The organism is Streptomyces justiciae, from assembly GCF_015163075.1.
Classification (GTDB): domain Bacteria; phylum Actinomycetota; class Actinomycetes; order Streptomycetales; family Streptomycetaceae; genus Streptomyces; species Streptomyces justiciae.
Map to the genome: position 1 here is coordinate 379,732 of NZ_JADDXU010000003.1, position 22,895 is coordinate 402,626.

Consider the following 22,895-nt stretch of genomic DNA (forward strand, 5'->3'; position numbering starts at 1 on the left):
GGTGAACGTACGGGGATCAGTGGGGAGTTCTTACCCATGGGGACGACGACAGGGCCGCGGTCACGGCAGGCACGCAGGAACGCGTCGGCGATGCGGATGGTGGGCGCGCTGCTCGCCGTGTTCCGCACGGCCGCGGGATATACGCAGAGGTCGCTGGGGGAGGTGTTCGCCATCAGCGAGGAGACGATCGCGTCGATCGAGCAGGGGAGACGGCGTCTGAAGCCGGACCTCGCCGAGCAGTTGGACGACTTCCTGGACACCAAGGGGGCTTTGACGGCGGCGCTGAGGTATCTGCCGGAAGTGGATCTCGTACCGCAATGGGCGGAGGAGTATCTGGACCGGGAGCAGGAGGCCGTCGCCATCTCCTGGTACGAGAGCCTGGTGGTGCCTGGTCTGTTGCAGACAGAGGGGTACGCGCGGGCAGTGTTCCGCAACCGCGTGCCGCTCTATGACGAGGACGAGATCGAGCAGTTGGTCACCAACCGCATCGAACGGCGGGACATCCTGCACCGCAAGGCGCCGCCGATGGCGAGCTTCGTCATCTGGGAGGCGGTGCTCCGGGACCGGCTGGGCGGCGAGGAGGTGTACGCGGATCAGGTGCGGCACCTCCGGGAGTACTCCGAACTACCGGGCCTCACCTTGCAGATCCTTCCGCTCGGCCGCACCTCGCACGCCGGGCTCGAAGGCCCCCTCGTCCTGCTGGAAACCCCCGAGCACCAGCGGCTCGCGTACAGCGAGACACAGCGTGGCAGCACCTTGATCGCTGATCCGGACGAGGTGGGGATCGTGGCCCAGAAGTATGCGATGCTGCGGACGCAGGCCCTCAACGAGGAAGACACCAGGGACCTGTTGGACCGTCTTCTGGGAGAGCGATGAGCGACACCGAACTCACGTGGTTCAAGTCCAGCTACAGCAGCGGTGAAGGCGGCGCCTGCGTAGAGGTGGCCGTCCAGCCGGCCACCGTCCACATCCGCGACTCCAAGACCCCCACCACCCCCCACCTCAAGGTCACCCCCGCCGCCTGGGCCGCCTTCGTCACGCAGAGGTAGCGTCAAACGCGCGCTCCCCGGCCCGCTGCCCCACGACCTTCCGGCGCCGTACCGGCTGCATCAGCGGGTTCGCGGCCGCCCAGTACGCGCCCTTGCAGATCAGCTCCTTGTAGCGCGCGGCGCCGCGGCCGGTGAAGGCGCGGTCCTTCGCCGTGTCGTCGGGGGTCACCATCTGGATGATGGCCTCCTTGCGGCCGAGGCTGATGCACTGGTGGTTGTAACCGACCAGCTTCCGCGGAACCTTCGTGCCCGTCAGGCGCGCGGCGATCGTGTCGGCGGCCAGCCAGGCGGCCGGGGTGCCCGAGGCGCAGGACATGCGGAGCGGCTTGTCGTTGTGGCCCATGGCGTACGCGGCGTCGCCGACGGCGTACACGTCGGGGTGCGAGACCGAGCGCATGCCGGCGTCGACGACGATCCGGCCGGTGCCGGTGACCTTCAAGGTGGTCGCCGCGGCGATGGGGTGGACCGCGAAGCCCGTGGTCCAGACGGTGACGGCGGCCGGGATCGGGCCGTCGCCGGTGTGGACGGTGCCGTCCTGGACGCCGGTGACGGCGGTGTGTTCGTGGACGGTGATGCCCAGGTCGGCGACGACCTTGCCGAGGTGGGCGCGGCCGGTCGGGGACAGCCAGTCGCCGAGGCCGTCGCGGGCGACGAGCGCGATGTCCAGGTCGGGCCTCGACTCGGCGAGCTCCGTGGCGAGTTCGAGGCCGGTGAGGCCGCCGCCGACGACGACCACGGGGGCGCCGGCGGTCAGTTCGGTGAGGCGTTCGCGCAGCCGGAGCGCGCCGGGGCGGCTCGCGATCTGGTGGGCGTGCTCGGTGACGCCGGGGACGCCCTGGTCGGTCCAGCCGCTGCCGAGGGCGTAGACGAGGGTGTCGTACTCCAGTCGGCCCTCGGTGCCGCCGGCGAGGACGGTGACCGTCTTGGCGTCGGCGTCGACCGAGGCGACCCGGCCGATACGGACTTCTACGCCCGTGCCCTTGAACATGGCCGCGAGCGGGCGGGGCTTCAACTCCTGGCCTGTGGCCAACTGGTGCATGCGGACGCGCTCGACGAAGTCGGGTTCGGCGTTGACGAGGGTGATGCGGACGTCCTCGCGGCGCAGGCGGCGGGCGATGCGACCGGCGGCGCTCGCTCCGGCGTAGCCGGCGCCCAGGACGACGATGCGGTGCTTCATGGTTCGGCTCCTGTCCGATTCGGGTTCGCACCTTGAACCGGACAGGCCGCCGATCCCTGACAGCTCTGACGCGTGACCTGTGTCACACGGCTCAGAAGGCCGTGAACAGGGGTTTCCCGGGGTCCAGCGCCGCCCACCGCTCGGTCGCCCGCGTCAGCTTGTCGGGGTTGATCTGGTTGCGGACCGCGACGATGCCCTCGGCGGTGACCTCCAGGCACATGACCCCGACGACGCGGCCGTCCACGACCGCCACGGCGGCGGGCTCGCCGTTCGCCGTCCACGCGTACATCTCGGGCCGGCCGCCCGCGTAGTCCCGCTTGACCTGGGCGGGCCTGAACAGGCCCCACAGGAACTTCGCGACCGCCACGGCACCGCTGAACGGCGTGGCGCGGGCCGGGATCTTCCCGCCCCCGTCACCGACGCTGGTGGCGTCGTCGGTGAGCAGCCGGATCAGGGAGGACGTCTCACCGCTGGTGGCGGCCGCGAGGAACTCCTCGACGAGTTGCCGGGCGGCGGCCTCGTCGATCTCCCCGCGGGCCTTGCGCGCCCTGCCGTCCGCGACGTGCTTCTTCGCACGGTGGTAGATCTGCTGGCTGGCGGCCTCGGTGAGGTCGAGGATCTCGGCGATCTCGCGGTGCGGGTAGTCGAAGGCCTCGCGCAGCACGTACACCGCGCGCTCGTTGGGCGTCAGCCGTTCCATGAGGGTGAGCACGGCGTACGACACCGACTCGCGCTGTTCGGCCGTGTCGGCGGGGCCGAGCATCGGGTCGCCGCCGAGGAGCGGCTCGGGAAGCCACTGGCCGACGTAGGTCTCGCGGCGGGCGCGGGCCGAGGTCAGTTCGTTGAGGCACAGGTTGGTGAGCACCTTGGTCAGCCAGGCCTCCGGCACCTCGATACGCCCGGTGTCCGCCGCCTGCCACCGCAGAAACGTCTCCTGCACGACGTCCTCGGCCTCACCGACGGAACCGAGCAGCCGGTAGGCCAACGCCTGAAGGCGCCCCCTGGAGGCCTCGAAACGATCGACGTCCACGACGGTCAGAGACATGTCCCCGACCCTAGGCGGCCGTTGGTGATCGGGCCAGGGCCGGGGTGGGGGCCGGCCTTCCCGCGGGCCCGCCCCGGAGCCCGTCCTGGTCCGGTGCTACTCCAGACCGATCGCCGCGCACCTGGCCGCATAAGCCGCCGTACAGATGTCCTTGACCGTGTAGACGCCGTCCTTGATCACCGTCTCCTTGATGTTGTCCTGGGTCAGGGCCACCACCGGGACCAGCATCGACGGGATGTCGTCCTCGGTCGGGCTGTCCACCGTGTCCTGGGTCAGGGCGTCGAACATGATGTCCTGGCCCTGGATCTTGGCGACGGCCATGTCCGCGGCGCTGTTCGCCTCCTCCAGGAACGACTTGTAGACGGTCATGTACTGCTCGCCGGAGACGATCCGCTGGACCGCCGGCAGGTCGGCGTCCTGGCCGGTCACCGGTGGGATCGTCGTCGCGCCCGCCTTCTTCAGGGCGTCGATCGCCGCGCCCGCCATGCCGTCGTTGGCGGAGTAGACCGCGGCGATGTTGTTGACGCCGATGGCCGCGATGGCCTTCTCCATGTCCGCCTCGGCGATCTTCGGCAGCCACTCCTCGACGTCGTAGGACTTGGCGATGGAGACCTTGTTCTGGAGCACGCCGAGAGCGCCCTGCTTGAAGCGGGCGGTGTTGGGGTCGGCCGGTGAACCGTTCAGCATGACGATCTTGCTGCTCTCGGCCTTGTCGCCGAGCGCCTCCATGATGGCGCGGCCCTGCACCTCACCGACGAGTTCGTTGTCGTGGGATATGTACGCGTCGATCGGGCCCTGGGCCAGGCGGTCGTACGCGATGACGGGGATGCCCGCGTCCTTGGCCTTCTTGACGTCCGTCTCGATGGCCTTGGCGTCGACCGCGTCCACGAGGATGGCGTCGACCCGCGCGGAGATCATCTGGTCGAACTGCCGGCTCTGCCGCTTCGCGCTCGCCCCGGCGTTGGCGTAGCGCACCTTGCCCTTGCCGTCCGTGAGGTCGGCGACGCGGGCCTTGATCAGGGGGTGGTCGAACTTCTCGAAGCGCGTCGTCTCCTTGTCCGGCAGGAGCAGCCCCACCGTGAGGTCGTCGCCCTTCGCCGGGCCCCGCGTGCTGCCGCCGCCCTCCGCGGCGTCGACGACACCGCAGGAGGTGAGCAGCAGGGCGGAGCCGACAGCGAGGGCAAGACGAGCGGCGGTTCTGTGGGGGGTGCGAGCGTTCACGTTCCAGGGCCTTCCGGGCGATTGCGCGGCAGGGCGGCCGGTGCACGTCACGGCGACATCAGCCCTGCGGGATCCGAGCCTCTCGCGCGCGGGCCGCTCCCAGGAGTTGGGTGCGGAATCTCCCCCACCCGTCACGCCATGTTTCACAATTCCCTTGCGCACCTGGGGTGTCAGCGGCTGAACCGCCATGTGACGTGCGTGTCCGAGGCCTCGACGACCGTCACGGGGATGTCCACGGTGCTGCCGTCGGTGCGGGTGCCGGTGCAGTGGAGCGTCGTACCGGCCACCGCCTTCAGCCCCTCGGGGCAGGCGACCTCCACCTTCGTGCCGACCCACGGCAGCGGGTGGTACTTGCTCTGGGTGCGGCCCGCGACGATGTTCGGGGCGAGCGCCTTGTGCCCGTCGACCGTCACCGTGTCGTACGCGTCGAGCGCGGTCGTGGACTCGGTGCCGGACAGCAGGTACGTGCCGAGCCCGCCGACACCGAGCACCGCCGCCGCGCCGAGACAGACGCCGAGGAGGTATCTGAGGTCCGGCATGGCGTAGGTCCTCCGGGGCGCGGGGATGGCCACACCCCAGTGTCACCTGTCCATCGGCCTGTCGGCCTTTCGGCCGAGGTCACGGGTGGCCCGGCCGCCTACCGTGATCGGCATGAAGTCCGCTTCCCTCCGGGGCGTGGGCCGCGGTGCCTGCGTCGGCGCGCTGCTCGCGCTGGCCGTCGTCGACCTGCTCGCCTCCGGCAGCGCCGGCTACGGCGGCTGGCGTCCGGCGCTCGTCCTCGTGGTCGGCCTGGCCGCCGTGCTGTGGCCGCCCACGCGCCGCCCCGCCTGGCTCACCCCGCAGCTGCGCACCGCAGTGCCCGCCCTCGCCTCGCTCCTCTACACGGCGACGGCGTACGCGCTGCGCCGCAACGGTGCCTTCGGCCCGGGCGAGGCCGCCGTGCTGCTGTGCCTGCTGTTCATCGCCGTACGGCACTGTCCGCCGCGGTGGGCGGTGGTGTGCGGGCTGCTGGACGCGGCGGCGCTGCTGACCACACCCGCCCGGTACTACCGCTCGTTCGGCCAGGCCGAGGCGCTGGGCTATCTGCTGGTCGGCGCGATCCTCGCCATGCTCGTCGCCGGTCTCGCGGCCTATCTGCGCTCGCTGGACTACCGCAGGACGGTCGCCGTCGCCGACACCCGCCGCGAGGAGCGCCTCGCGATCGCCGCCGACCTGCACGACTTCGTCGCCCACCACGTGACCGGCATCCTCGTGCAGACCCAGATGGCCCGCATGATGGCCACGACCCGGCCCGAGGGCCTGGACCCGGTCCTCGCCGGCATCGAGGGTGCCGCGACCGAGGCGCTCGCCTCGATGCGCCGCACGGTCGGTGTCCTGCGGGACGCCACCGGCGAGGCGGACCGGCGGCCGGTCGGCGATCTCGCCGGCATCACCGAGCTGACCTCGCGCTTCGCGAGCCCCGGCCAGACCGTGACCCTGCACTCCGACGTCCCGGCCGACCTTCCGCACGAGGTGCAGGCGGCGGCGTTCCGGGTGGTGCAGGAGGCGCTGACGAACGTACGGCGGCACGCGGCCGACGCCACCGAGGTCACCGTACGACTGGCCCTCGACGGCGGCCGGCTGACCGTCCTGGTGACCGACGACGGCCGGGGCGGCACCCAGCTCCCGGACGCGGCGCACGGCGGCGGCTTCGGGCTCGTCGGCCTGAAGGAGCGCGTGACGGCGCTGGGCGGGGAGCTCGCGGCGGGGCCGCGCGCCGGGCACGGCTGGGAGATCCGGGCGGAGTTCCCGCTACCGGCCGAAAGTACGAGAGAGGTGAGCTGAAAGACCCGTGCGGGCCCCGTCGAGAGGCCCGCACGGTGGTGCACGTGTTGCTGATTACGGCGCGTTGATCAGGTCGACCGGCGGGACCTGGACCGTGCGGTGGCCCGGCGTACCGCCCAGGACCACCTTGCGCAGGGCGACGTTGTTCTTCAGGTTCGTCTCCTGGAGGCGCTTCTCCGGGTTGGCGATGACCTCGATGTAGTACGTGCCGTTCGGCAGGTCCGTCACGTCGAAGGACTGGCCGGGGCGGTACTGGGTGTAGGTGTCGCCGGAGCCGACGTCGAGGACCTCACGGACCGAGATGGAGTTCTGCTGACCGCAGGCCGTCGACAGATCGGTGTTGTACGGCTTGAAGTTGGCGTTCTTCACCGTGTAGTCGATCGCGTCGGTGTTGGCGAGGCAGAACGCCTCCTTGCCGCTCTTGACGATGTCCTGTTTGTCCGCGCTCAGCAGCCGGTAGCTGGCGAAGTCGGTGAAGTGCCAGTGCTCGTGGCCGACGCGCGGGTCCCACTCCATGGTGCCGGTGGGCGCGTAGCCGACCTGCTTGCCCTTGGCGTCGTAGAAGTACTGGTAGGCGTCCATCAGGTCGGCGCCGGGCTTGCGGAAGCCGTCGACGACGAGCGGCGCCGGTCCCGCGTTCCAGACGTTGGCGCTGAAGGCCAGGTAGTCCTTGCCCGCCACGTCGCCGTCCTCGCCGTCGGTGATGGCGATGTCCCAGGCGGGCAGCGAACGCAGGTCGGGCTTCGGCACGCCCGCGGGGGCGCCGGCCCGGCCGGTGGGCCGCTGGCTCGCCGGCTTCAGCGCGGGTGCGACACGGGAGCCGTCGGTGTGACCGGTGCCGTCGCCCAGGTGGTGGGCCAGGCCGCGGTCCTCCAGCGCGTGCGAGAGGGCGCCCGGGGTGGGCTCGTCGGCGCCGCGCGGGCCGTAGTGGTGGGCCATGGAGTGACCCGCCATGCCGCTCATGCCGCTCATGGAGTGGCCGCCGTGCATCGCGGACATGCCGCGGCCCGCGCCCCCGCCGCCGTCGCTGATCTGACGGACGGTCACCTTGATGGTGCGCTGGTCGTTCGGGATGCCGAAGAGCTCGCGGTACTTCTTGGCGACGCCCACCTTCGCGGTGTACTCACCGGCCGGCAGGTCGACCGGCTTGTCGTAGTCGACGGTCGAGGAGTTGGCCGCCCAGCCCTGCTCGACACCCCACACCGAGCCGAGGGTGAACGGGTTGGTGGGGCAGCTCTCCGGGTAGTGCGAGGTCGCCGGGGCGTCCGGGCGGAGCCGGCCGGAGGCGTTGTTCGGGCAGAACGTGCCCTTGGGCTTGGCGACCTCCTGGCCCTGCGCGTTCTTGATGGACACCTCCAGGAAGCCGGGCAGCCCGGAGAAGTCCTTCACCAGCCCCGCGGGCAGGGCCTTGCTCCCGATCTTCTTGCCCTTCGCGTCGCGCAGGATCTGCTGCGCGACGACCGGGTCCTTGTACGACTTGCGCTTCACCTGGAACTCCAGCGGCGCGTTGTCGACGGTGACGTACGTCCCGAGGTCGAGGTAGACCCCGGGTTCCCCCTCCCACCGGTCGAGCGTCACGGCGTTCGACGCGGCGATCAGCTTCAGCTTCGGCTTGCCGGGTGTGGCGGCCTGCGCCGCGCCGGCGCCGGGAGCGGCCCCGGCGCCGGTGACGACGACGGTGAGTGCCGCCGAGGCGGCGAGTGCCACGCGTCGGGCGCGGCTTCGATGGTGCTGACTGGTCATCGGTTCCTCGTCTGCGAGTGCCATGGTCAGTGGCATCGGACTGGACAGCCCACCGGACGGCCACTGGTACGGGCGCACCCCAACGCGCCTGGGCCGGTTCTGTGAGCAACCTGTGAGACTGGTAAATGGTGTGTCGAGGTTGCCTGTTGAACCGAAAGTCGCACCCGAGTTCCTCCGAAGGAGGGATGGTTACGTTTTACTCAACCCCTGGTTGCGACGCGGTGAGCAGGCGACGATGGACGCATGACGCTGGCCGAGCGCGCCCTGGAGCGCCTGCGAGTCTGGCCCGATCTCCGTACGGGGCAGGCCAGTTGCGGTACCGGAAGCGCGCTGCGCGCCGGTCGCAGCGAGATCGTGCACTTCCATTCCGCCCACGACGTGGACCTGCATCTCACCGACCGGGCGCTCGACCGCTTCGCCGCCGACCTCTCGGAGTCGACGGCGATCCGGCTGGTCCCCGGCTCCCGCTGGGTCACCGTGCACCTGGACTGCGACACGGACGTCGACCTGCTGATGAGCCTGGTCAGCATGGCCCTCAAGGCCCATCAGGCGCCGCAGGCCGAGACCGCGGACGTGTGCAACTTCCACCGGGTGACGGTCATCCCGTCGGCGTCCGCCAGGCCCGGTGGTGGTCGAGGATCGTCTCCTCGAACGGGCGGTAGGTGACGCCGAGTTCGGTGCGGCTGCGGCTGTTGTCGACGCGGAAGCGGATGCCGAGGTGCTTGCGGATGTAGTCCTGGGTGAGTCCGAAGGCGGGGCCCAGGAGCCGAACCGGCCAGTGCGGCAGGCGGGTTCGGGGCAGGCGCAGGTCACGGGGGTGGGCGGTGCGCAGGACGCGGGCCATGTCGTGGAAGGAACTCATGGTCTCGGCGGCGAGGATGTAGCGGCCGTGCGCGTCGGGGTTCTCGGCCGCCGCGATGTGCGCGTCGGCGACGTCCCGGACATCGACCGTGGTGAAGCTGAAGTCCGGGGCGCCGTAGAAGAAGTAGCCCTTGAAGAGCTCCTCCAGGAGGAAGAGGCTGCCGGACTCGGAGGCGGCGGTGAGCGAAGGGCCCAGGATCAGGCCAGGGTTGAGGGCCACCATCCGCCAGCGGTCCTGCGCCTTCGCCGCCTCCCAGGCCGCTTGCTCGGCGACCGTCTTGGCGTAGTGGTACGGGTTGTTGGCCACCGTGCTGGTGGTGTTGACGTACTCCTCGGTGAGGACCTGGTCCTTCATCGTCTCCAGTACGTCGATGTAGTCGCCGAAGATCGCGCCGACCGTGGAGGTGAGGACCAGGCGGCGGACGGCCGGGGTGCGTTCGATCGCCCCGAGGACGTTACGGGTGCCGAGCAGCGCGGGTTCGACGACGTCCCGCCGGCCGTCCTTGATCTTCTCCGGCATGAGGAACGGGGAGGCGACGTGGAAGACGGTCGCGCAGCCCTTGGCCGCCTCGTCGAAGGAGCCCTCGGCGAGCAGGTCCGCCGCGAACAGGTCCAGCCTGCCCGGGAATCGGTCCTGCATCGCGATGAGCGGCCTGGTCTTCGGTGAGGGGGCGGTGGAGCGGACCGTGGCACGCACCTGGTAGCCGCGCTCCAGCAGCCGCTTCACCAGATGGCTGCCGACGAAGCCGCTGCCGCCGGTCACCAGGACCGGCGCCGATCTGTCCACGTCGCCCACCCGCGCTCCTCCTGCCGGTCAGAGTCCGTAGCGGCTCTTCAGATGACGCCAGAAGTCACGCAGCATCCACTTGTCGAAGTCCGTGATCTGCGTGGCCGATCCGGCCTTCATGAGGAAACAGCACTGACCGGTCGGCGTCCAGTCGTAGAAGTCGTCGAGGCCGAAGGTGTGGCCGACCTCGTGGAGATAAATGTGGATGTTCTCCTGGGCGAGGGCGCCGGTGAAGTACTCCTGTCCGACGCGCTGGCCCCAGTCGCCGCCGGCGCCGCCCTGGAAGCCCTTGGTCAGCCACAGGGACTGGTCGTAGTGCCGGGTCACTCCGCCGGGGCACCTGGAGTAGTTGCCGTCCTGATGGAAGAAGCGACCGCAGTCGGGCGCGCACTGCGGGGCGCCGCCGCTGTCGAGGTTGCCGGCGTAGATGTCGACGGAGTTGTCCGTCCACTGGAGCGTGGCGCGGTCCTTCACCGCCCAGCCGACGATGTTGACCGGAACGCTCGTGTACGGCCAGGAGTTGGTGCCGGTGCCGTTGTCGAGCATGGCGGTCATCCACTTGCCCCACTGCTTCTTCAGGGCGGCGTGGATCTGGTCGCGCAGGGCGGTGCTGACGGGGGCGTCGGACTCCCAGCGGACGCAGTAGTTGATGCTGCCCCGGTTGGCCATGACCTGGTCCCAGCCGTAGTTCCGGAAGCCGTAGAGGTTCGGGTAGGTCGACTCGACGTGGTTCCAGACCTCGTTGAGGGGCTGGGCGAGGTTCGAGGGCGGGTTCCAGTTGTCGGCGGCCCGGGCCTCGCCGGTGGTCGTGAAGGCCGCGGCGAGCACCGCGGTGAGAATGGCGAGCAGGCGCGCGATACGGGTGCGCATGGAGGTGAACTCCCTTCGTGGGGGTCGGGATTTCACCTCTCAGTCGGCGCCGGGGCGAAGGGAGTTGCCGTCCTGTCGTCACGCGTACGGGGTTCAGAGGGGCACGGCCACCGCGTTGTACGTCGTCTCCGGTGTCGGAGTCGTCGTGAAGCGGGCGTTGACCAGGTACAGCCGGTCGCCGAAGCGGGCGGCCGTGGTGGGCACGTCGAAGCGGGGGTCGGTGATCGTGGTGCGCAGGGTCGCGGTGGTGGCCCCGGTGTCGAGGTCCCAGACGCTGACGAGGTTGAGGCGGTTCTGGACGACGTACAGCGTGCGACCGATGCGCCACAGACCGTCACCGTTGGCGACGGTGTCCTGCCCGACGAGCGTGATCTTCCGGGCGTGCCCGGTCCGGGGGTCGACGTTGTAGAGCTCGCCGGGCGTGGACTTGACGACGATCAGGCCGCGGCCGTCCGGGGTGGGGACGATGCCGTTGGCGTTGTTGACGTCGGGGAGCTGCGCCCAGTCGCCGGTGAGCGGGAGGGTGCGGACGGCTCCGGCGCGGCCGCGGGGGACGCTGTAGAGGGCGGCGGCGCGGGAGTCGGTGAACCAGGCGCGGTCGCCGAGCAGGGTGACGTCGTTGATGAAGTGCCCGGTGGCCTCGGAGAGTTGGAACGTGCGGACGACGTCCCCGGTGCGGGCGTCGTGGACGCGGGCGACGCCGGTGTTGCCGGCGACGTACAGCAGGCCGTCGCGGTCGGTCTTGAGACCGACGGCTATCTGGCCGGTGGCTCCGGCGTAGAGGATCTCGCCCTCGCCGGTGCGCAGGTCGGCGCGGTAGATGCCGCCATTGGCGCGGGAGCCGAAGTACGCGTACGGCTGGGCGCCGATCGCGATGCCCTCGGGGAGCCAGCCGTCCGGCAGGGGGAACTCGGTGGGCCGGGCCGTCGTCCACGCGGCGGCGGGAGCGGCCGTCACGGCGAGGGCGGCCAGCGCCGCGGCACCGCCGAGAACGGCTCTGCGGCTCGGGTTCTGGACCATGGTGGGGGCCTCCGTGGATTCCAATTCCTTTTGCTGTCCCTTTAGTTGACAACGGAAGCAGCAGAAGGCGAGTTCCCGGGAACGAGCGCACGGATTCCGCCGGAATCCCGCACTCCCCATTTCTGCCGTTTCGGTGATAATTGCCATATGAGTACGGCAGCGTTCGTAGTCGCGGCCGCGGGGAGCGATGTGCTCAACGTGATCGCCGCATTCGTCGGTGGCGCGGTCATCGCCGGGGCACTGATCTGGGCCGTACAGTTCGGCATGCGGGTCCGGGACCGGGAACTTCCCCGGCCGCGCCCCGAGGAACAGCCCAGTCTTCCCCTCACCGGCGCGATCCACGAGATCAGGGAGATGCGGGAACCGGACGAGCTCCCGCTCGCTGAGCAGGAACGGCTCATGCCGTACCAGCTCCATCACTCGGGCAGTAAACGCGGAAAGGACCAGCACCGCAGACGATGGCTCCCGGGCTCCAGCGGCGGCTTCGGCAGCGGCGGCCTCGGACACGTCTGACAGCGGACATCACCTTCTGACAGCGGACACCAACAGGGGCTGCACCGCCTGTCGGGCGGGGCAGCCCCTCTTCGCGCGGTCCGGCTCAGGTCATGCCGCGCCGGGCGCCGGTGGAGTCGGGCGCCGTCGCCAGGGCCCAGATCACGAAGAAGTCGACGCCGATCATGAGCCCGGACCAGACGGGCGAGTACGGCAGGAACAGGAAGTGCAGCACCATCGCCGCCGACGCCAGGAAGATGCCGGTCATCCGGGCCCACCAGGCGCCCTTGAGGACGCCGTAGCCGACGCCCACCAGGACCGCGCCCAGGACCAGCATGATCCAGCCCCAGCCGGTGAGGCTGATCTTGTAGACGTAGTCGCCGATCCGGTCGTACACGTCGTCCGCGGCCAGCGCCGAGATCCCCTGGAGGATCGCCAGCACACCGTTGACCAGCATCAGCACACCCGCGAAGACGAGCCCGCCGGTGGCCCAGCCACTGCCGGCGCGGTCGGGCGGCGGGGCGGGTTCGGCCTGCTGGTGGCCCTGGTCCCACACCGGGGGTGTGCTGGGCGGTGTCGTGTGCGGCTGCTGGGTCATGTCCGTACCCCGTCTCTCGCGCGGGTCCGCGCGTCGGTGTCGGTGATGCTTCGACCATCCGCGCGGTGCGGGGGCGGCGCCCGAGGGACTGCGCCGTTCGGGTGACGGCCCGAGTGCGGCGGCGGGCGCGAGGACCTTCACTGGAGGACATGACCGGTAACCGGACGCACCGCGCCCCGATCACGATCGTCACGATCGCCGCGCTGACGGCCCTGACCGCCCTCACCGGCTGCTCGGACGACGACGACACGCCCTCCTCGGTGGCGAGCAAGGCGGCGTCCATCGCCTCCCAGGCCACGGAGGTGTTCGCGTCGGCCACGGCGGAGGCGGGAAAGAAGTTCGACGACGTCAAGAACGGTGTCGACGTCAAGGACAACGTCACCCTGGGCACCCCGCGGACCGGCTCCGACGGCCGCACCACGGTCGACGTCACCGTCAAGAACACCGGCGACGCGCAGAAGTCGTTCCTGGTGCAGGTGAACTTCAAGGACGGCGGCGGCGACCTGGCGGACGCGGTCGCGGTCACCGTCTCCGACGTGCCGGCGGGCGGCAGCAAGAAGGCCACCGCCCGCAGCAACCGCGACCTGTCCGGCACCGTGAAGACCGAGGTCGCGAGGGCCGTCCGCTACTGAGCTCCGCTCCTCAGGCCATCCAGAAGAACACCGCCGTCATCCGCTTCTCCTCCAGCGTCGTACCGCAGTAGCCGGTCGCGCTGTGCACGAGGTTGGCGTTGTAGAGCAGCAGCCGGTTGAAGCGGTGCGGGACGCGTACGTCCTCCTCGAAGGCGTCGGGCGCCACGAACCGGATGCCGAGCGCCTCGACGAGGTTGTTGTGCGGGGCCTGCACGACATTGCCGCCGAGCCGGCCGCCGGGCAGGGACTGGCGGTAGAAACTGGTCCCGCAGTCCTTGGGGACGCCCGGGTTGAGGTAGAGCACCGCCGCGTACCGGCACAGGGCGCGCGAGTCGGTGTGCGGGCGGGGCGTGCTCTCGCCCTCGCCGACGACCTGGACGCAGTTGTGGTTGAGGGTGCCGCCGCCGGGCGCCGACTGCACCCACAGCTCCTTGGCGCCGGTGGCCTGCCGGACCAGCCGCTCCACGCGGGCCAGCTCCCCCGGCTCCAGGCCGGGCATGGCGCGCAGCCCCGGCCAGGTCTCCGGCCGGTGCGGGTACCCCTCCACCCAGTCGTCCTTGGCGAGACACCGTTCCCGTACGGCGTGCGCGTCGGGCAGGACATCGTCCAGGACCCAGTAGTCGCGGCCCTTGGTGGGCTTGCGGTACGGGAGAACGGGCAGCGTTCCGGAGGGGTGTGGGGGCATGCGCCGAATCTAGGGCCGGGCCGGTTCTGGACTCGCCCGCGAACCGGTCTGGAATCCCCCGCGAACCGGTCAACGAACAGTCAACACACGTACGGAATACGGGAGCTCACGCACCTAATCGTCCGCATTCCGGAACCAAGGACTCAGAAAGACTCAGTAATTCGCCAGTAACGGTCGCTGCCTAAGGTCGTCCCCTCGGCCCTGTTCCGAAACATTGGCCAGCAGCAGGGCAGGGTCATGCCCCTCGGGACGGGAGCCGCCGTATCCCTCCTGTGGGGGGTAGGGATACACCCGGGGGTCCCGTGCGCCGATGAGGTTGCTCTTGGAGCAAGTAATGCGGGACCCCCACACCCCACCCTGCTTGCCGGCCCGTGACGCACCGTGTCCCGTCGGCCACGAATCCGGCCGGAACAGGAAGCCGGGCTAGAGTGCCGCCCTCATGAGCAGCGGAAATGCACAGCCGGCGAACAGCGGCGGACGGCGTACGACGCCGCCCGTGCTGCGGCTGTACCTGCTCGGCGGCTTCCGTGCCGAACGCTCCGGCGGCGCGCCCGTGGCCGACCACTGGCCCCGCCCCAGCGCCCGGCGGCTCGTCGAACTGCTCGCCGTCTCCCCGGGCCGCGTCCGGCACCGCGAGGAGATCATCGAGATGTGCTGGCCCGACACGGCCGGCACCCCCGCGGCCCTCGGCAGCCTCCGCGTAGCCTTGCACGCCGCCCGCCGCGCCCTCCAACCCGAACTCCCCCCACGCCACCCGTCCGCGTACCTGGTCAGCGAGGGGGCGCTGCTGCGGCTGCCGATGGAGACGGTGTGGATCGACGCGGATGAAGCGGAGCGGTTGGCGGAGGGGGCGTTGCGGGCGCGGGGTGCGATGGAGGGGGTGGTGCGCGCTGAGGGGGCGGTGCGTGCTGAGGGGGCGGTGCGTGCTGAGGGGGCGGTGCGCGCTGAGGGGGCGGTGCGCGCTGGGGTAGCGGCTGAGGGGGCGTTGGGGGCGGGGGTTGGCGATGAGTGGGTGCTGGGGGCTGGGGGTGCTGCCGGGGGAGGGCTGCGGGCGGAGGGTGACGGCGAGCGGGGGCTGCGGGCTGGGCCTGCTGGCGAGCAGGCGCTGCATGCGGGGGCGGACGCCGAGTGGGCGTTGCGGGCCGGGGGTGCCGGCGAGCAGGCGCTGCATGCGGGGGCGGACGCCGAGTGGGCGTTGCGGGCCGGGGGTGCCGGCGAGCAGGCGCTGCGGGCTGGGCCTGCTGGCGAGCAGGCGCTGCGGGCTCGGGGTGCCGGCGAGCGGGCGCTGGGGGCTGAGCGTGCTGGCGAGCAGGCGCTGCATGCGGGGGCGGACGCCGAGTGGGCGTTGCGGGCCGGGGGTGCCGGCGAGCGGGCGCTGCGGGCTGAGCGTGCTCGCGAGCAGGCGCTGCATGTGGGGGCTGACGCCGAGTGGGCGTTGCGGGCCGGGGGTGTCGGCGGGTGGGCGCCGTACGGTGGGCGTATCGGTGAGTTGGCGCGGGCGTTGAAGGCGTTTACCGGGGAGTTGCTGCCCGAGCATCGGTACACCCCCTGGGTGCAGGCGCGGCGCGAGGGGCTGGACGCGTTGCGGGACTCGGTGCGGCTGGCGCTCGCCGAGGCCTGTCTGGCCGACGGCGAGATCGAGCGGGCCGCGGCCACCGCGCGGGCCGTTCTCGCAGACAGTGCCGCCGAGGAACGCGCCCACCGGGTGCTCATCGCCGCCTACCTCCGCCAGGGCATGCGCCGGCGTGCCCTCGCCCAGTACCACCAGTGCCGGCGCGCCCTGGACGCCGAGTGGGGCGTCCTGCCCGGCCCCGAGACGGAGGCCCTGCACCGGGCAGCCCTGGGCACGGAAACGTACGCGGTACGACGCCCGACGCCCGCGCGCCCCGCACCGCCGCCCCCCGCCCTCCTGCGCACCCTCTCCGAGGCGCAGTTCGTAGGGCGCCGGGCGGAGCTGGAGCGCCTCCTCAACCCCGCCCGTCCCGCCCTGTCGGTGATCGGCGGCGAGGCCGGCATCGGCAAGACCCGGCTGGCCGCGGAGGCGGCACGGCGGGCGGCGGCGAACGGGGCGGCGGTGCTGTGGGGTGCCGGCCATGACGAGGGGCCGCAGGCGCCGTACGGGTTGTTCGTGGAGGCGTTGGAGGGCTGGCTGGCGGGGCGCGCCACGGAGGACCGGGCGCGGATCGCGGCGGAGTATCCCGAACTGGCGGCGCTGCTGCCCTCGTTGGGGCAGGTCGGTGTGGTGCCGGGGCGGGGGCCGGAGTATGAGAGGGAGCGTATCTTCTCGGCGGTTTCGGGGTTGCTGGGGTTGGCGGCGGTGCCGGGGGCACCGGGCTCCGGCGGCGGGGTGCTGGTCGTCCTCGATGACGTCCATGCGGCGGACATGGCGTCGTTGCAGCTGCTGGCGCGGTTGGCGCGGCGTACGCCGCCGCCGTCGGTTCCTCGCCTGCGCTTCCTGGCGACGTACCGTCCCGAGGACCTCCCGGAGACCGATCCGCGGCGGGCGGTCCTCGACACGCTGGTACGTCAGGGCACGGCTGACCGGCTGCGCCTCCAGCGCCTGGCTCGCCGGGAGTGTCTGACGCTGGCGGCGGAGGTGATGCCGGGGGAGGGGACGCCGGCCGCGCTGCACCGGGTGTGGGAGTTGTCGCTGGGGCATCCGTTGTTCGCGCTGGAACTGGCGAAGGCAGGTCTGCCGCCGACCGGTACCCATGAGGACCTGACGGCGCCGGAGGGCGTCCGGCTCCTGGTCAATGAACGTCTGTCACGGCTGAGTCCTGCGGCTCGGCGGGTGATCGAGGTGGTGGCGGTTGCGGCGGGCGGGGTGGCGACGCTGACGGAAACGGAGGAACTAGCCGCCTCGGCTCCGCCATCGCCGAATGTCTCCCCACCCACACCACCCGTGCGGCTTTCGCGGTCGGGTGCGGGTGGCCCTGGTGGGGCGGAGACGCCGCTGGCGGGTGCCGGCGGGGTCGACGCGGCGGGGGCGCCGGGGGCAGGCACGGGTGAGGGCCGTGCGGCAGGTTCGTCGGTGACGGGCGCGGATGACGTCCATGCGGCGGAGGCGCCGTCCGCGGGCGCGGGCGGGATTGATGCGGCGAACTCGTCGGTGGCAGGTGCGGGTGGGGTGGACCCGGTGCGGACGCCAGTAGCGGGCACGGGTGAGGTCGGTGCGGCCGATTTGTCAGTGGCGGGTGCGGGTGAGGTCGGGCGGGCGGACTCGTCGCCGGTAGGGGCGGACGCGAGTGGGGCATCTCTGCCCGCCCCCGCGTCCCGCATGTCTCACGCATCCTCTCCCGCACCAGCACCAGCACCCGCCTCCGGTATGCCTCACCCCTCCTCCCTCGACCCCGCGTCCCCCATGCATCACCCCTACCCTCCCTCCTCCCCCTCTCCTTCCTCCGTCGTCGACGGCATCGACATGGCGCTTGCTGCCGGGGTGTTGGAGGAGCGGAGTGTGGCTGTGGGTGGGGTGGTCGTGGGTGGGTTGGGGTTTCGGCATCCGTTGATGCGGGTGGTGTGCCGGGAAGGGCTTTCGCAGGCTCGGCGGCGTCAACTGCATGCCGGGTACGCCGAGTTGCTGCTACGGCGACGACCCGGCGCCGTCGACGCCGTGGCCGTGCATCTCGCGGGCGCCGACGATCCGCGCGCCGCCGACCATCTGCACCGGGCGGCACGTCGCGCCGCGGCGGTCGGGGCCGATGACACCGCCGACCACTACTACGGCGAACTGACCGCCCGTCTAGACGCGGTGGCCGTCGAGGCCGCCCGCATCCGCCTCGACCACGCGACGGTACTGCGCCGCATGGCCCGCCACGAGGACGCCGTACGGGTCCTCCGTGAGGCCCTGGCCGACCTCCACCGCCACGGCACGCCCGCCGAACAGGCCCGAGCAGCAGCCCAGTTGGCGGAGTCCCTGGCCAAGACAGGTGCCCCACAGGAGGGTTTCCGCCTCCTGGACACCCACTGCCCACCCCAGGACGCACCCCCACAACTCCACGCCACCCACCACCTGGCCCGAGGCTTCCTGTGCTTCGTGACCGGTGACTACGAGGGTTCCCTGAACGCAGCGAGAAGGGCACAACAGGCGGCCACGACCACGGTGTTCAGTCAGCCCGCACCCGCCGACGGCGAATCCGCCCCAGACCGGCCACCCGCACCCGACCACGCAAGCCGCACGGGCGGTGCGGGTGGGCACACAGTCGGCGATGGCGGAGCCGGGGCGGCTCACCCCGGCCTCCTCGCCCGTGCCCTCGCTCAGCAGTCCACCTCCCTCGCTCTCACCGGCCGGCTCCCCCAGGCCCGTGCCGCCGCCGACGCCGCTCTCCCGTACGCCGAGGCTCATGGGGACCCCCGGCTCCTCGCCGCCGTGCTCTCCATCCTCCGTGAGCACGAACGCCGTTCCGGCCGACTCCGCGACGCCGTCGTGATCGGGCGCCGTGCGCTCGATCTCGCCGACCGCTGCGGCGATCCCGAGGCCGCCGCCTTCGAGCGGGCCAACCTCGCCGAAGTGCACCTCCTCCTCGGCGAGTTCACCGAGGCCGCCGCCCTCGCCACGGAAGCCGTCGACGAGGCGCAGGCGCACGCCGGCTGGTGTCTGCCGTACGCCCTCACCGCCCTCGCCCGCGTCCAGCTCCGCGGCGGCCCCCACCGACCAGGTCTTCCCAGCACCCGTGAACTGCTGGCCCGCGCCGCCGGCTGCCTGGAACGCCGTCCCGACCGGCAGGCCGAGTACGAAGTGCGTACCGCTCAGGCCGAGTTGGCGCTGAAGGACGTACGCCCCGACCGTGCCCTCACCCTGCTGTCCGACGTCTCCGGCACCGGCGTCCCCGTCCTCGCCGCCTGGGCCCATCTCACCGCCGGCGACCCGGCACGCGCCGCCGACGTCGCCGCGGCGGAGGCCGTACGGGCCGCCGGTGCGGGCGAGGCGGTCACCGAGTGCGAGGCCCGTACCGCCCAGGCGGCGGCACTGGCGGTACTCGGCCGCACCGAGGAGGCCGCCACCTGCGCCGGCCGGGTCCGCGAACTCGCCGAGACGCTGCCCTACCCGACCGTGCTGCGCAGAGTGGCCTATGCCAAACCCTGACGCCTGACGGCGCTGCGCAGAGTGGCCTACGCCAGCCCTGACGACCCGCCTCGCGCCGCGCAGAGTCGCCTACGCCAAACCCTGACGCCCGACGGCGCTGCGCACAGTGGCCTACGCCAAGAGCCCTGACGCCCGGCCATGCTGAAGCAAAGCCGCCTACGCCAAGCCCCGACGGTCCTGCGCAACGCCGCCTACGTCAGCCCCTGCCGACCCGCCTCCCGTCCCGCGCCCCCCACCACCACATAGATCTGCTCACTCACCGCCGCCACCCCGTTGAAGGACGCCGTCGCCTGCAACCGTCCCGGCCCCGCCGGCAGCGCGGTGGACGGGACGCACGTCCACTTGCCGTCCCGGCCCGCCGTCGCCGTGCAGATCTCCGTCCCCGGTTCTGGGCCCTGCCCGGTCACGCCCTCGTCCTTCGTGTCCTCGTACCGGACGGTGATCTGCGCCCCGGGGTAGGCCGTACCGCCCGTCGCCGGCCGCACCGCGAGCGCGACCCCGGACGCCGGCCGGGTCAGGGTCGGTTCGGGCAGGCCCACGGTGACCGCGCAGGTCCCGCGGTCCTTGCGGGTGCCGTGGGCGTCCGTGAGGCGTACCGCGCAGCCCGCGAGGCGGGTGCCGGGCACCGCGTCAGCGGGCACGGCCAGCACGAACGGGAACGAGCGCCCCCGCCAGGGACGCCCGCCCGCCGGCCCGGACCAGGTGTACGACGCGCTGTCGCCGTCGGCGTCGACCCGGCCCCGGTAGTCCCGGGCCCGCAGCGGCGTCTTCGTCACCTCGGCGCCCTCCGGCGCGGTCAGGGTCAGCCGGGACCCGACGCCGAGCGCGTCCCCCTCGTACCCGGCGATCTCGACGATGCCCTCACGGCCGGGCAGGACCGTGACGTCCCCCCACAGTTCACGCGTGCTTTCGACTCCCTGAGCGGGCGCGATCGCGCCGAGCGCGGCGAGGGCGGTGGTGGCGATCCCGAGGACGACGGTGTTCGTGGACCTGCTCATCGTGTGCGGGCTCCCTGTGCGGACGAGGTCGGTCGGCCCCACCCCCGGTTTGCGCACCCCCGGTTGCGATTGTCGCGGGGCGCCGGCGCGGGGCACGTGCGCTGTGCGGCCGTATGGCGGAAGCCGTCGCCTGATGGGGGCGCATCCCGTGGGCCGTCGTCGGCGGGAGGGCCCGGCGAGGCGAACAGAGCAGTCGTCTCATCCCACGGCGCCGCGTGGCTCCTGTCACAGCATGAACAACCGTGGCTCCTCGTCCGTACACAGGGTCGTACGACCCCCGACCGGACAGGAGCCACGGTGCGCTTTTCGCGGAACGCGACGGGAACGCTCTTCGTGGGCGGTGCGCTCAGCCTGACGATCGTCGCGCTCGCGTACCCCACGATGCTCGGATTCAACAAGGTGTCCACCGCACAGGACCGCGTCATCGCACAGACGCAGTGGGGGCCGTTGACCGAGCAGGACCGGGACTTCGTGGTCAAGGTGCGGGCGGCGGGGCTGTGGGAGTACCCCCTGGGCAAGGTCGCCCTGGAGAAGGGGACGACCCCTGAGGTCAAGGAGGCGGGCCGGCATCTCATCGACGGTCACGCGGCCCTGGACGCGGCCTGCCGCAAGATCGCCCCGATGCTCAACGTCACGCTGCCGAACGTGGCGAGCCCGCAGCAGCAGGGCTTCGTGAACCAGATCGAGACCAGCTCCGGCAAGCAGTTCGACTCGAACTTCGCCAACATCCTGCGCACGACGCACGGTTCGATCTTCAACACGATCGCCAAGATCCGCTCCACGACCAAGAACTCGCTGGTGCGCTCGCTGGCGGACATGGCCAACGACACGGTTCTGGACCACATCACGGTCATGGAGAAGACCGGCTTCGTCAACTTCGACCAGGCCCTGTTCCAGCAGACCACCCCGCCGAAGCTGCCCGACACCGACCTGACGCCGCCGGCCCCGCAGCCCGGCGCCCCCATGGTCGTCCTGAGCCCGCCGCCGAACCCGACGTCCACCCCGATCGCGATCCCGGGCGAGCAGGCGGGCGCGAGCCCGAGCCCGAGCCCGACCATCGGCTGACCGCTCGCCTACGCCAGCCACACCGTGGTGTCCGGTCCCAGCAGCCCGTCCTCCAACGGGCCGCTGGCGACCAGCACTTCACCCTCCGGCAGCGTGACCGCCGTGTCCGACAGGTTCGTCACGCATCGCCAGCCGTCGTGCCGGGCGAAGTCCAGCACGCTGGGTGGGGCGGCCGCCGCCCAGGTCAGCGCCTCGCCCTGGAGCAGCTTGCGGCGCAGTCTCAGGACCGTGCGGTACAGCTCCAGGGTCGAGCCCTCGACGCCCTCCTGCGCCTCGACGGCGTACGCCGCGAAGCTCTCCGGCTGCGGCAGCCAGGCACCGCCCGCCCCGAAGCCGTACGACGGACCGGTCCGCGTCCACGGCAGCGGCACCCGGCAGCCGTCACGGCCCTTGCGGACGCGTCCCGTCTGCTCCCAGACGGGGTCCTGGAGCACCTCGACGGGCAGGTCGGCGACCTCGGGCAGTCCGAGTTCCTCGCCCTGGTAGACGTACGACGAACCCGGCAGCGCCAGCATGAGGAGCGTCGCGGCGCGAGCCCGGCGCAAGCCTTGTGCGGTGTCGACCTCGGGGGCGTGGCCGGCGGACAGCAGCCAGGCGTTCTCGTCGGTGCCCGGCGGGAGCATCAGGCGGGAGGTGTGGCGTACGACGTCGTGGTTGGAGAGCACCCAGGTGGCCGAGGCGCCGGCCGCGCGGGCGCCGGCGAGGGAGTCGGTGATGACCTGGCGCAGCGCGTCGGCGTCCCACGGTGCTTGCAGGTAGGCGAAGTTGAAGGCCTGGCCGAGTTCCTCGGGGCGGGCGTACAGCGCGCGCCGCTCGGCGCTCGGGACCCAGGCCTCGGCGACGGCCATGCGGGGCGGACGGTAGGAGTCGAGGACCGTGCGCCAGTCGCGGTAGATCTCGTGGACCTCGTCGCGGTCGAAGAAGGGGTGGGTGCCGGGGGCGAACTCGGCGAGCGCGTCCTCGCCGCTGAGGGCGGGTGCGCCCAGGTCGCGCAGGGGTGCGGCGAGGTCCTTGGCGAGGGCGTGGGCGACGTCGACGCGGAAGCCGTCGACGCCCCGGTCGGACCAGAAGCGGAGCGTGGTGCGGAAGTCGGCGCGGACCTCCTCGTTGTCCCAGTCGAAGTCGGGCTGCTCGGGGGTGAACAGGTGCAGGTACCACTGTCCGTCCGGGACGCGTTTCCACGCGCTGCCGCCGAAGACGGACTGCCAGTCGGTGGGCGGGAGTTCACCGTGTGCGCCGCGGCCGTCGCGGAAGACGTACCGGGCGCGGGCGGCCGAGCCGGGTCCCGCGGCGAGGGCCTCCTGGAACCAGGCGTGCCGGTGGGAGCTGTGGTTGGGGACGAGGTCGACGATGACCTTGAGGCCGAGGCGGTGGGCCTCGCCGGCCAGGGCGTCGAAGTCGTCGAGGGTGCCGAGGCGGGGGTCGACGTCTCGGTAGTCGGCGACGTCGTAGCCGCCGTCTGCGAGCTCGGAGGGGTAGAAGGGGCTCAGCCACAGGGCGTCGACGCCGAGGGCGGCCAGATGGGTGAGGCGTGCGGTGATGCCCTTCAGGTCCCCGAGCCCGTCGCCGTCGGCGTCGGCGAAGCTGCGGGGGTAGATCTGGTAGATGACGGCCTGTCGCCACCAGTTGGGGTCCTTGGACGAGAGGTCGTGGGTCACGCGGCGCTCCTGGCTGATCCGTGCGGACGGAAAAGACATACAAAGGGGAATCTGTCCCCAGCTGTGCACGGGCGAACCCCGGCC

The 22,895-nt window shown here is 71.7% G+C and carries 20 protein-coding genes; 8 read left to right on the top strand and 12 right to left on the bottom strand.

The window, feature by feature from the left end:
- Positions 1–36: 36 nt before the first annotated feature.
- Together IQ210_RS10080 and IQ210_RS10085 are read left to right on the top strand one after the other, a co-directional pair.
- Positions 37–876 (top strand): helix-turn-helix domain-containing protein, encoded by an 840-nt coding sequence (locus tag IQ210_RS10080; protein WP_194078564.1) that lies wholly within the window; start codon positions 37–39, stop codon positions 874–876.
- A complete protein-coding gene (locus IQ210_RS10085) occupies positions 873–1,049 on the top strand; it encodes a DUF397 domain-containing protein (RefSeq protein WP_126273227.1) in 177 nt (58 codons plus the stop codon). The genes IQ210_RS10080 and IQ210_RS10085 overlap by 4 nt, the downstream gene beginning before the upstream one ends.
- On the opposite strand, the gene IQ210_RS10090 is transcribed toward IQ210_RS10085, so the two are convergent.
- From IQ210_RS10090 to IQ210_RS10105, 4 genes are all read right to left on the bottom strand, one after another.
- Entirely contained in the window at positions 1,036–2,226 is a 1,191-nt protein-coding gene (locus IQ210_RS10090; protein ID WP_194078565.1) for an NAD(P)/FAD-dependent oxidoreductase, read from the bottom strand. The genes IQ210_RS10085 and IQ210_RS10090 overlap by 14 nt on opposite strands.
- A gap of 91 nt (positions 2,227–2,317) precedes the next feature.
- A complete protein-coding gene (locus tag IQ210_RS10095) occupies positions 2,318–3,271 on the bottom strand; it encodes an RNA polymerase sigma-70 factor (protein WP_194078566.1) in 954 nt (317 codons plus the stop codon).
- A 96-nt stretch (positions 3,272–3,367) separates the two neighbouring features.
- On the bottom strand, positions 3,368–4,492 hold the full coding sequence (locus tag IQ210_RS10100) for a sugar ABC transporter substrate-binding protein (protein WP_256783190.1): 1,125 nt from the start codon (positions 4,490–4,492) through the stop codon (positions 3,368–3,370).
- A 170-nt stretch (positions 4,493–4,662) separates the two neighbouring features.
- Complete coding sequence (locus IQ210_RS10105; RefSeq protein ID WP_194078568.1) at positions 4,663–5,031, bottom strand: DUF4333 domain-containing protein; 369 nt, start codon at positions 5,029–5,031, stop codon at positions 4,663–4,665.
- 112 nt (positions 5,032–5,143) lie between these two features.
- On the opposite strand from IQ210_RS10105, the gene IQ210_RS10110 reads away from it, so the two are divergent.
- Complete coding sequence (locus IQ210_RS10110; protein WP_194078569.1) at positions 5,144–6,316, top strand: sensor histidine kinase; 1,173 nt, start codon at positions 5,144–5,146, stop codon at positions 6,314–6,316.
- A 54-nt stretch (positions 6,317–6,370) separates the two neighbouring features.
- Here IQ210_RS10110 and IQ210_RS10115 read toward each other — a convergent pair whose 3' ends face one another.
- A complete protein-coding gene (locus IQ210_RS10115; RefSeq protein ID WP_194078570.1) occupies positions 6,371–8,083 on the bottom strand; it encodes a lysyl oxidase family protein in 1,713 nt (570 codons plus the stop codon).
- A 219-nt stretch (positions 8,084–8,302) separates the two neighbouring features.
- On the opposite strand from IQ210_RS10115, the gene IQ210_RS10120 reads away from it, so the two are divergent.
- Positions 8,303–8,725 carry a luciferase domain-containing protein gene (locus IQ210_RS10120; protein ID WP_194078571.1) on the top strand — a complete coding sequence of 141 codons (423 nt, stop codon included), beginning with the start codon at positions 8,303–8,305 and terminating at the stop codon, positions 8,723–8,725.
- Here the strand turns inward: IQ210_RS10120 and IQ210_RS10125 are convergent.
- The 3 genes from IQ210_RS10125 to IQ210_RS10135 form a co-directional block, all read right to left on the bottom strand.
- The gene (locus tag IQ210_RS10125) at positions 8,658–9,716 is read right to left on the bottom strand and encodes an NAD-dependent epimerase/dehydratase family protein (RefSeq protein ID WP_194078572.1); all 1,059 of its coding nucleotides are present in this window, start codon (positions 9,714–9,716) and stop codon (positions 8,658–8,660) included. The genes IQ210_RS10120 and IQ210_RS10125 overlap by 68 nt on opposite strands.
- 18 nt (positions 9,717–9,734) lie before the next feature.
- Positions 9,735–10,577, bottom strand: coding sequence for a hypothetical protein (locus IQ210_RS10130; RefSeq protein WP_194078573.1), 843 nt, complete (start codon positions 10,575–10,577; stop codon positions 9,735–9,737).
- A 93-nt stretch (positions 10,578–10,670) separates the two neighbouring features.
- Positions 10,671–11,597, bottom strand: coding sequence for an SMP-30/gluconolactonase/LRE family protein (locus IQ210_RS10135; protein ID WP_194078574.1), 927 nt, complete (start codon positions 11,595–11,597; stop codon positions 10,671–10,673).
- Positions 11,598–11,744: 147 nt separating this feature from the next.
- Between IQ210_RS10135 and IQ210_RS10140 the strand changes: the two genes are divergently transcribed.
- The gene (locus tag IQ210_RS10140) at positions 11,745–12,110 is read left to right on the top strand and encodes a DUF6479 family protein (RefSeq protein ID WP_194078575.1); all 366 of its coding nucleotides are present in this window, start codon (positions 11,745–11,747) and stop codon (positions 12,108–12,110) included.
- A gap of 85 nt (positions 12,111–12,195) precedes the next feature.
- Here IQ210_RS10140 and IQ210_RS10145 read toward each other — a convergent pair whose 3' ends face one another.
- A complete protein-coding gene (locus IQ210_RS10145; RefSeq protein ID WP_194078576.1) occupies positions 12,196–12,687 on the bottom strand; it encodes a DUF7144 family membrane protein in 492 nt (163 codons plus the stop codon).
- 149 nt (positions 12,688–12,836) lie between these two features.
- On the opposite strand from IQ210_RS10145, the gene IQ210_RS10150 reads away from it, so the two are divergent.
- On the top strand, positions 12,837–13,319 hold the full coding sequence (locus IQ210_RS10150; RefSeq protein ID WP_194078577.1) for a hypothetical protein: 483 nt from the start codon (positions 12,837–12,839) through the stop codon (positions 13,317–13,319).
- Positions 13,320–13,329: 10 nt separating this feature from the next.
- On the opposite strand, the gene IQ210_RS10155 is transcribed toward IQ210_RS10150, so the two are convergent.
- Complete coding sequence (locus IQ210_RS10155; RefSeq protein ID WP_194078578.1) at positions 13,330–14,004, bottom strand: DUF6445 family protein; 675 nt, start codon at positions 14,002–14,004, stop codon at positions 13,330–13,332.
- A gap of 439 nt (positions 14,005–14,443) precedes the next feature.
- Here IQ210_RS10155 and IQ210_RS10160 point away from each other — a divergent pair, with 439 nt between their 5' ends.
- On the top strand, positions 14,444–19,090 hold the full coding sequence (locus tag IQ210_RS10160) for an AAA family ATPase (protein ID WP_194078579.1): 4,647 nt from the start codon (positions 14,444–14,446) through the stop codon (positions 19,088–19,090).
- A 191-nt stretch (positions 19,091–19,281) separates the two neighbouring features.
- Here IQ210_RS10160 and IQ210_RS10165 read toward each other — a convergent pair whose 3' ends face one another.
- A complete protein-coding gene (locus IQ210_RS10165; RefSeq protein WP_194078580.1) occupies positions 19,282–20,088 on the bottom strand; it encodes a carboxypeptidase regulatory-like domain-containing protein in 807 nt (268 codons plus the stop codon).
- A gap of 333 nt (positions 20,089–20,421) precedes the next feature.
- Between IQ210_RS10165 and IQ210_RS10170 the strand changes: the two genes are divergently transcribed.
- A complete protein-coding gene (locus IQ210_RS10170; protein WP_194078960.1) occupies positions 20,422–21,153 on the top strand; it encodes a DUF4142 domain-containing protein in 732 nt (243 codons plus the stop codon).
- A gap of 8 nt (positions 21,154–21,161) precedes the next feature.
- Here the strand turns inward: IQ210_RS10170 and IQ210_RS10175 are convergent, their stop codons facing one another.
- Entirely contained in the window at positions 21,162–22,850 is a 1,689-nt protein-coding gene (locus tag IQ210_RS10175; protein ID WP_194078581.1) for a glycoside hydrolase family 13 protein, read from the bottom strand.
- Positions 22,851–22,895 lie beyond the last annotated feature (45 nt).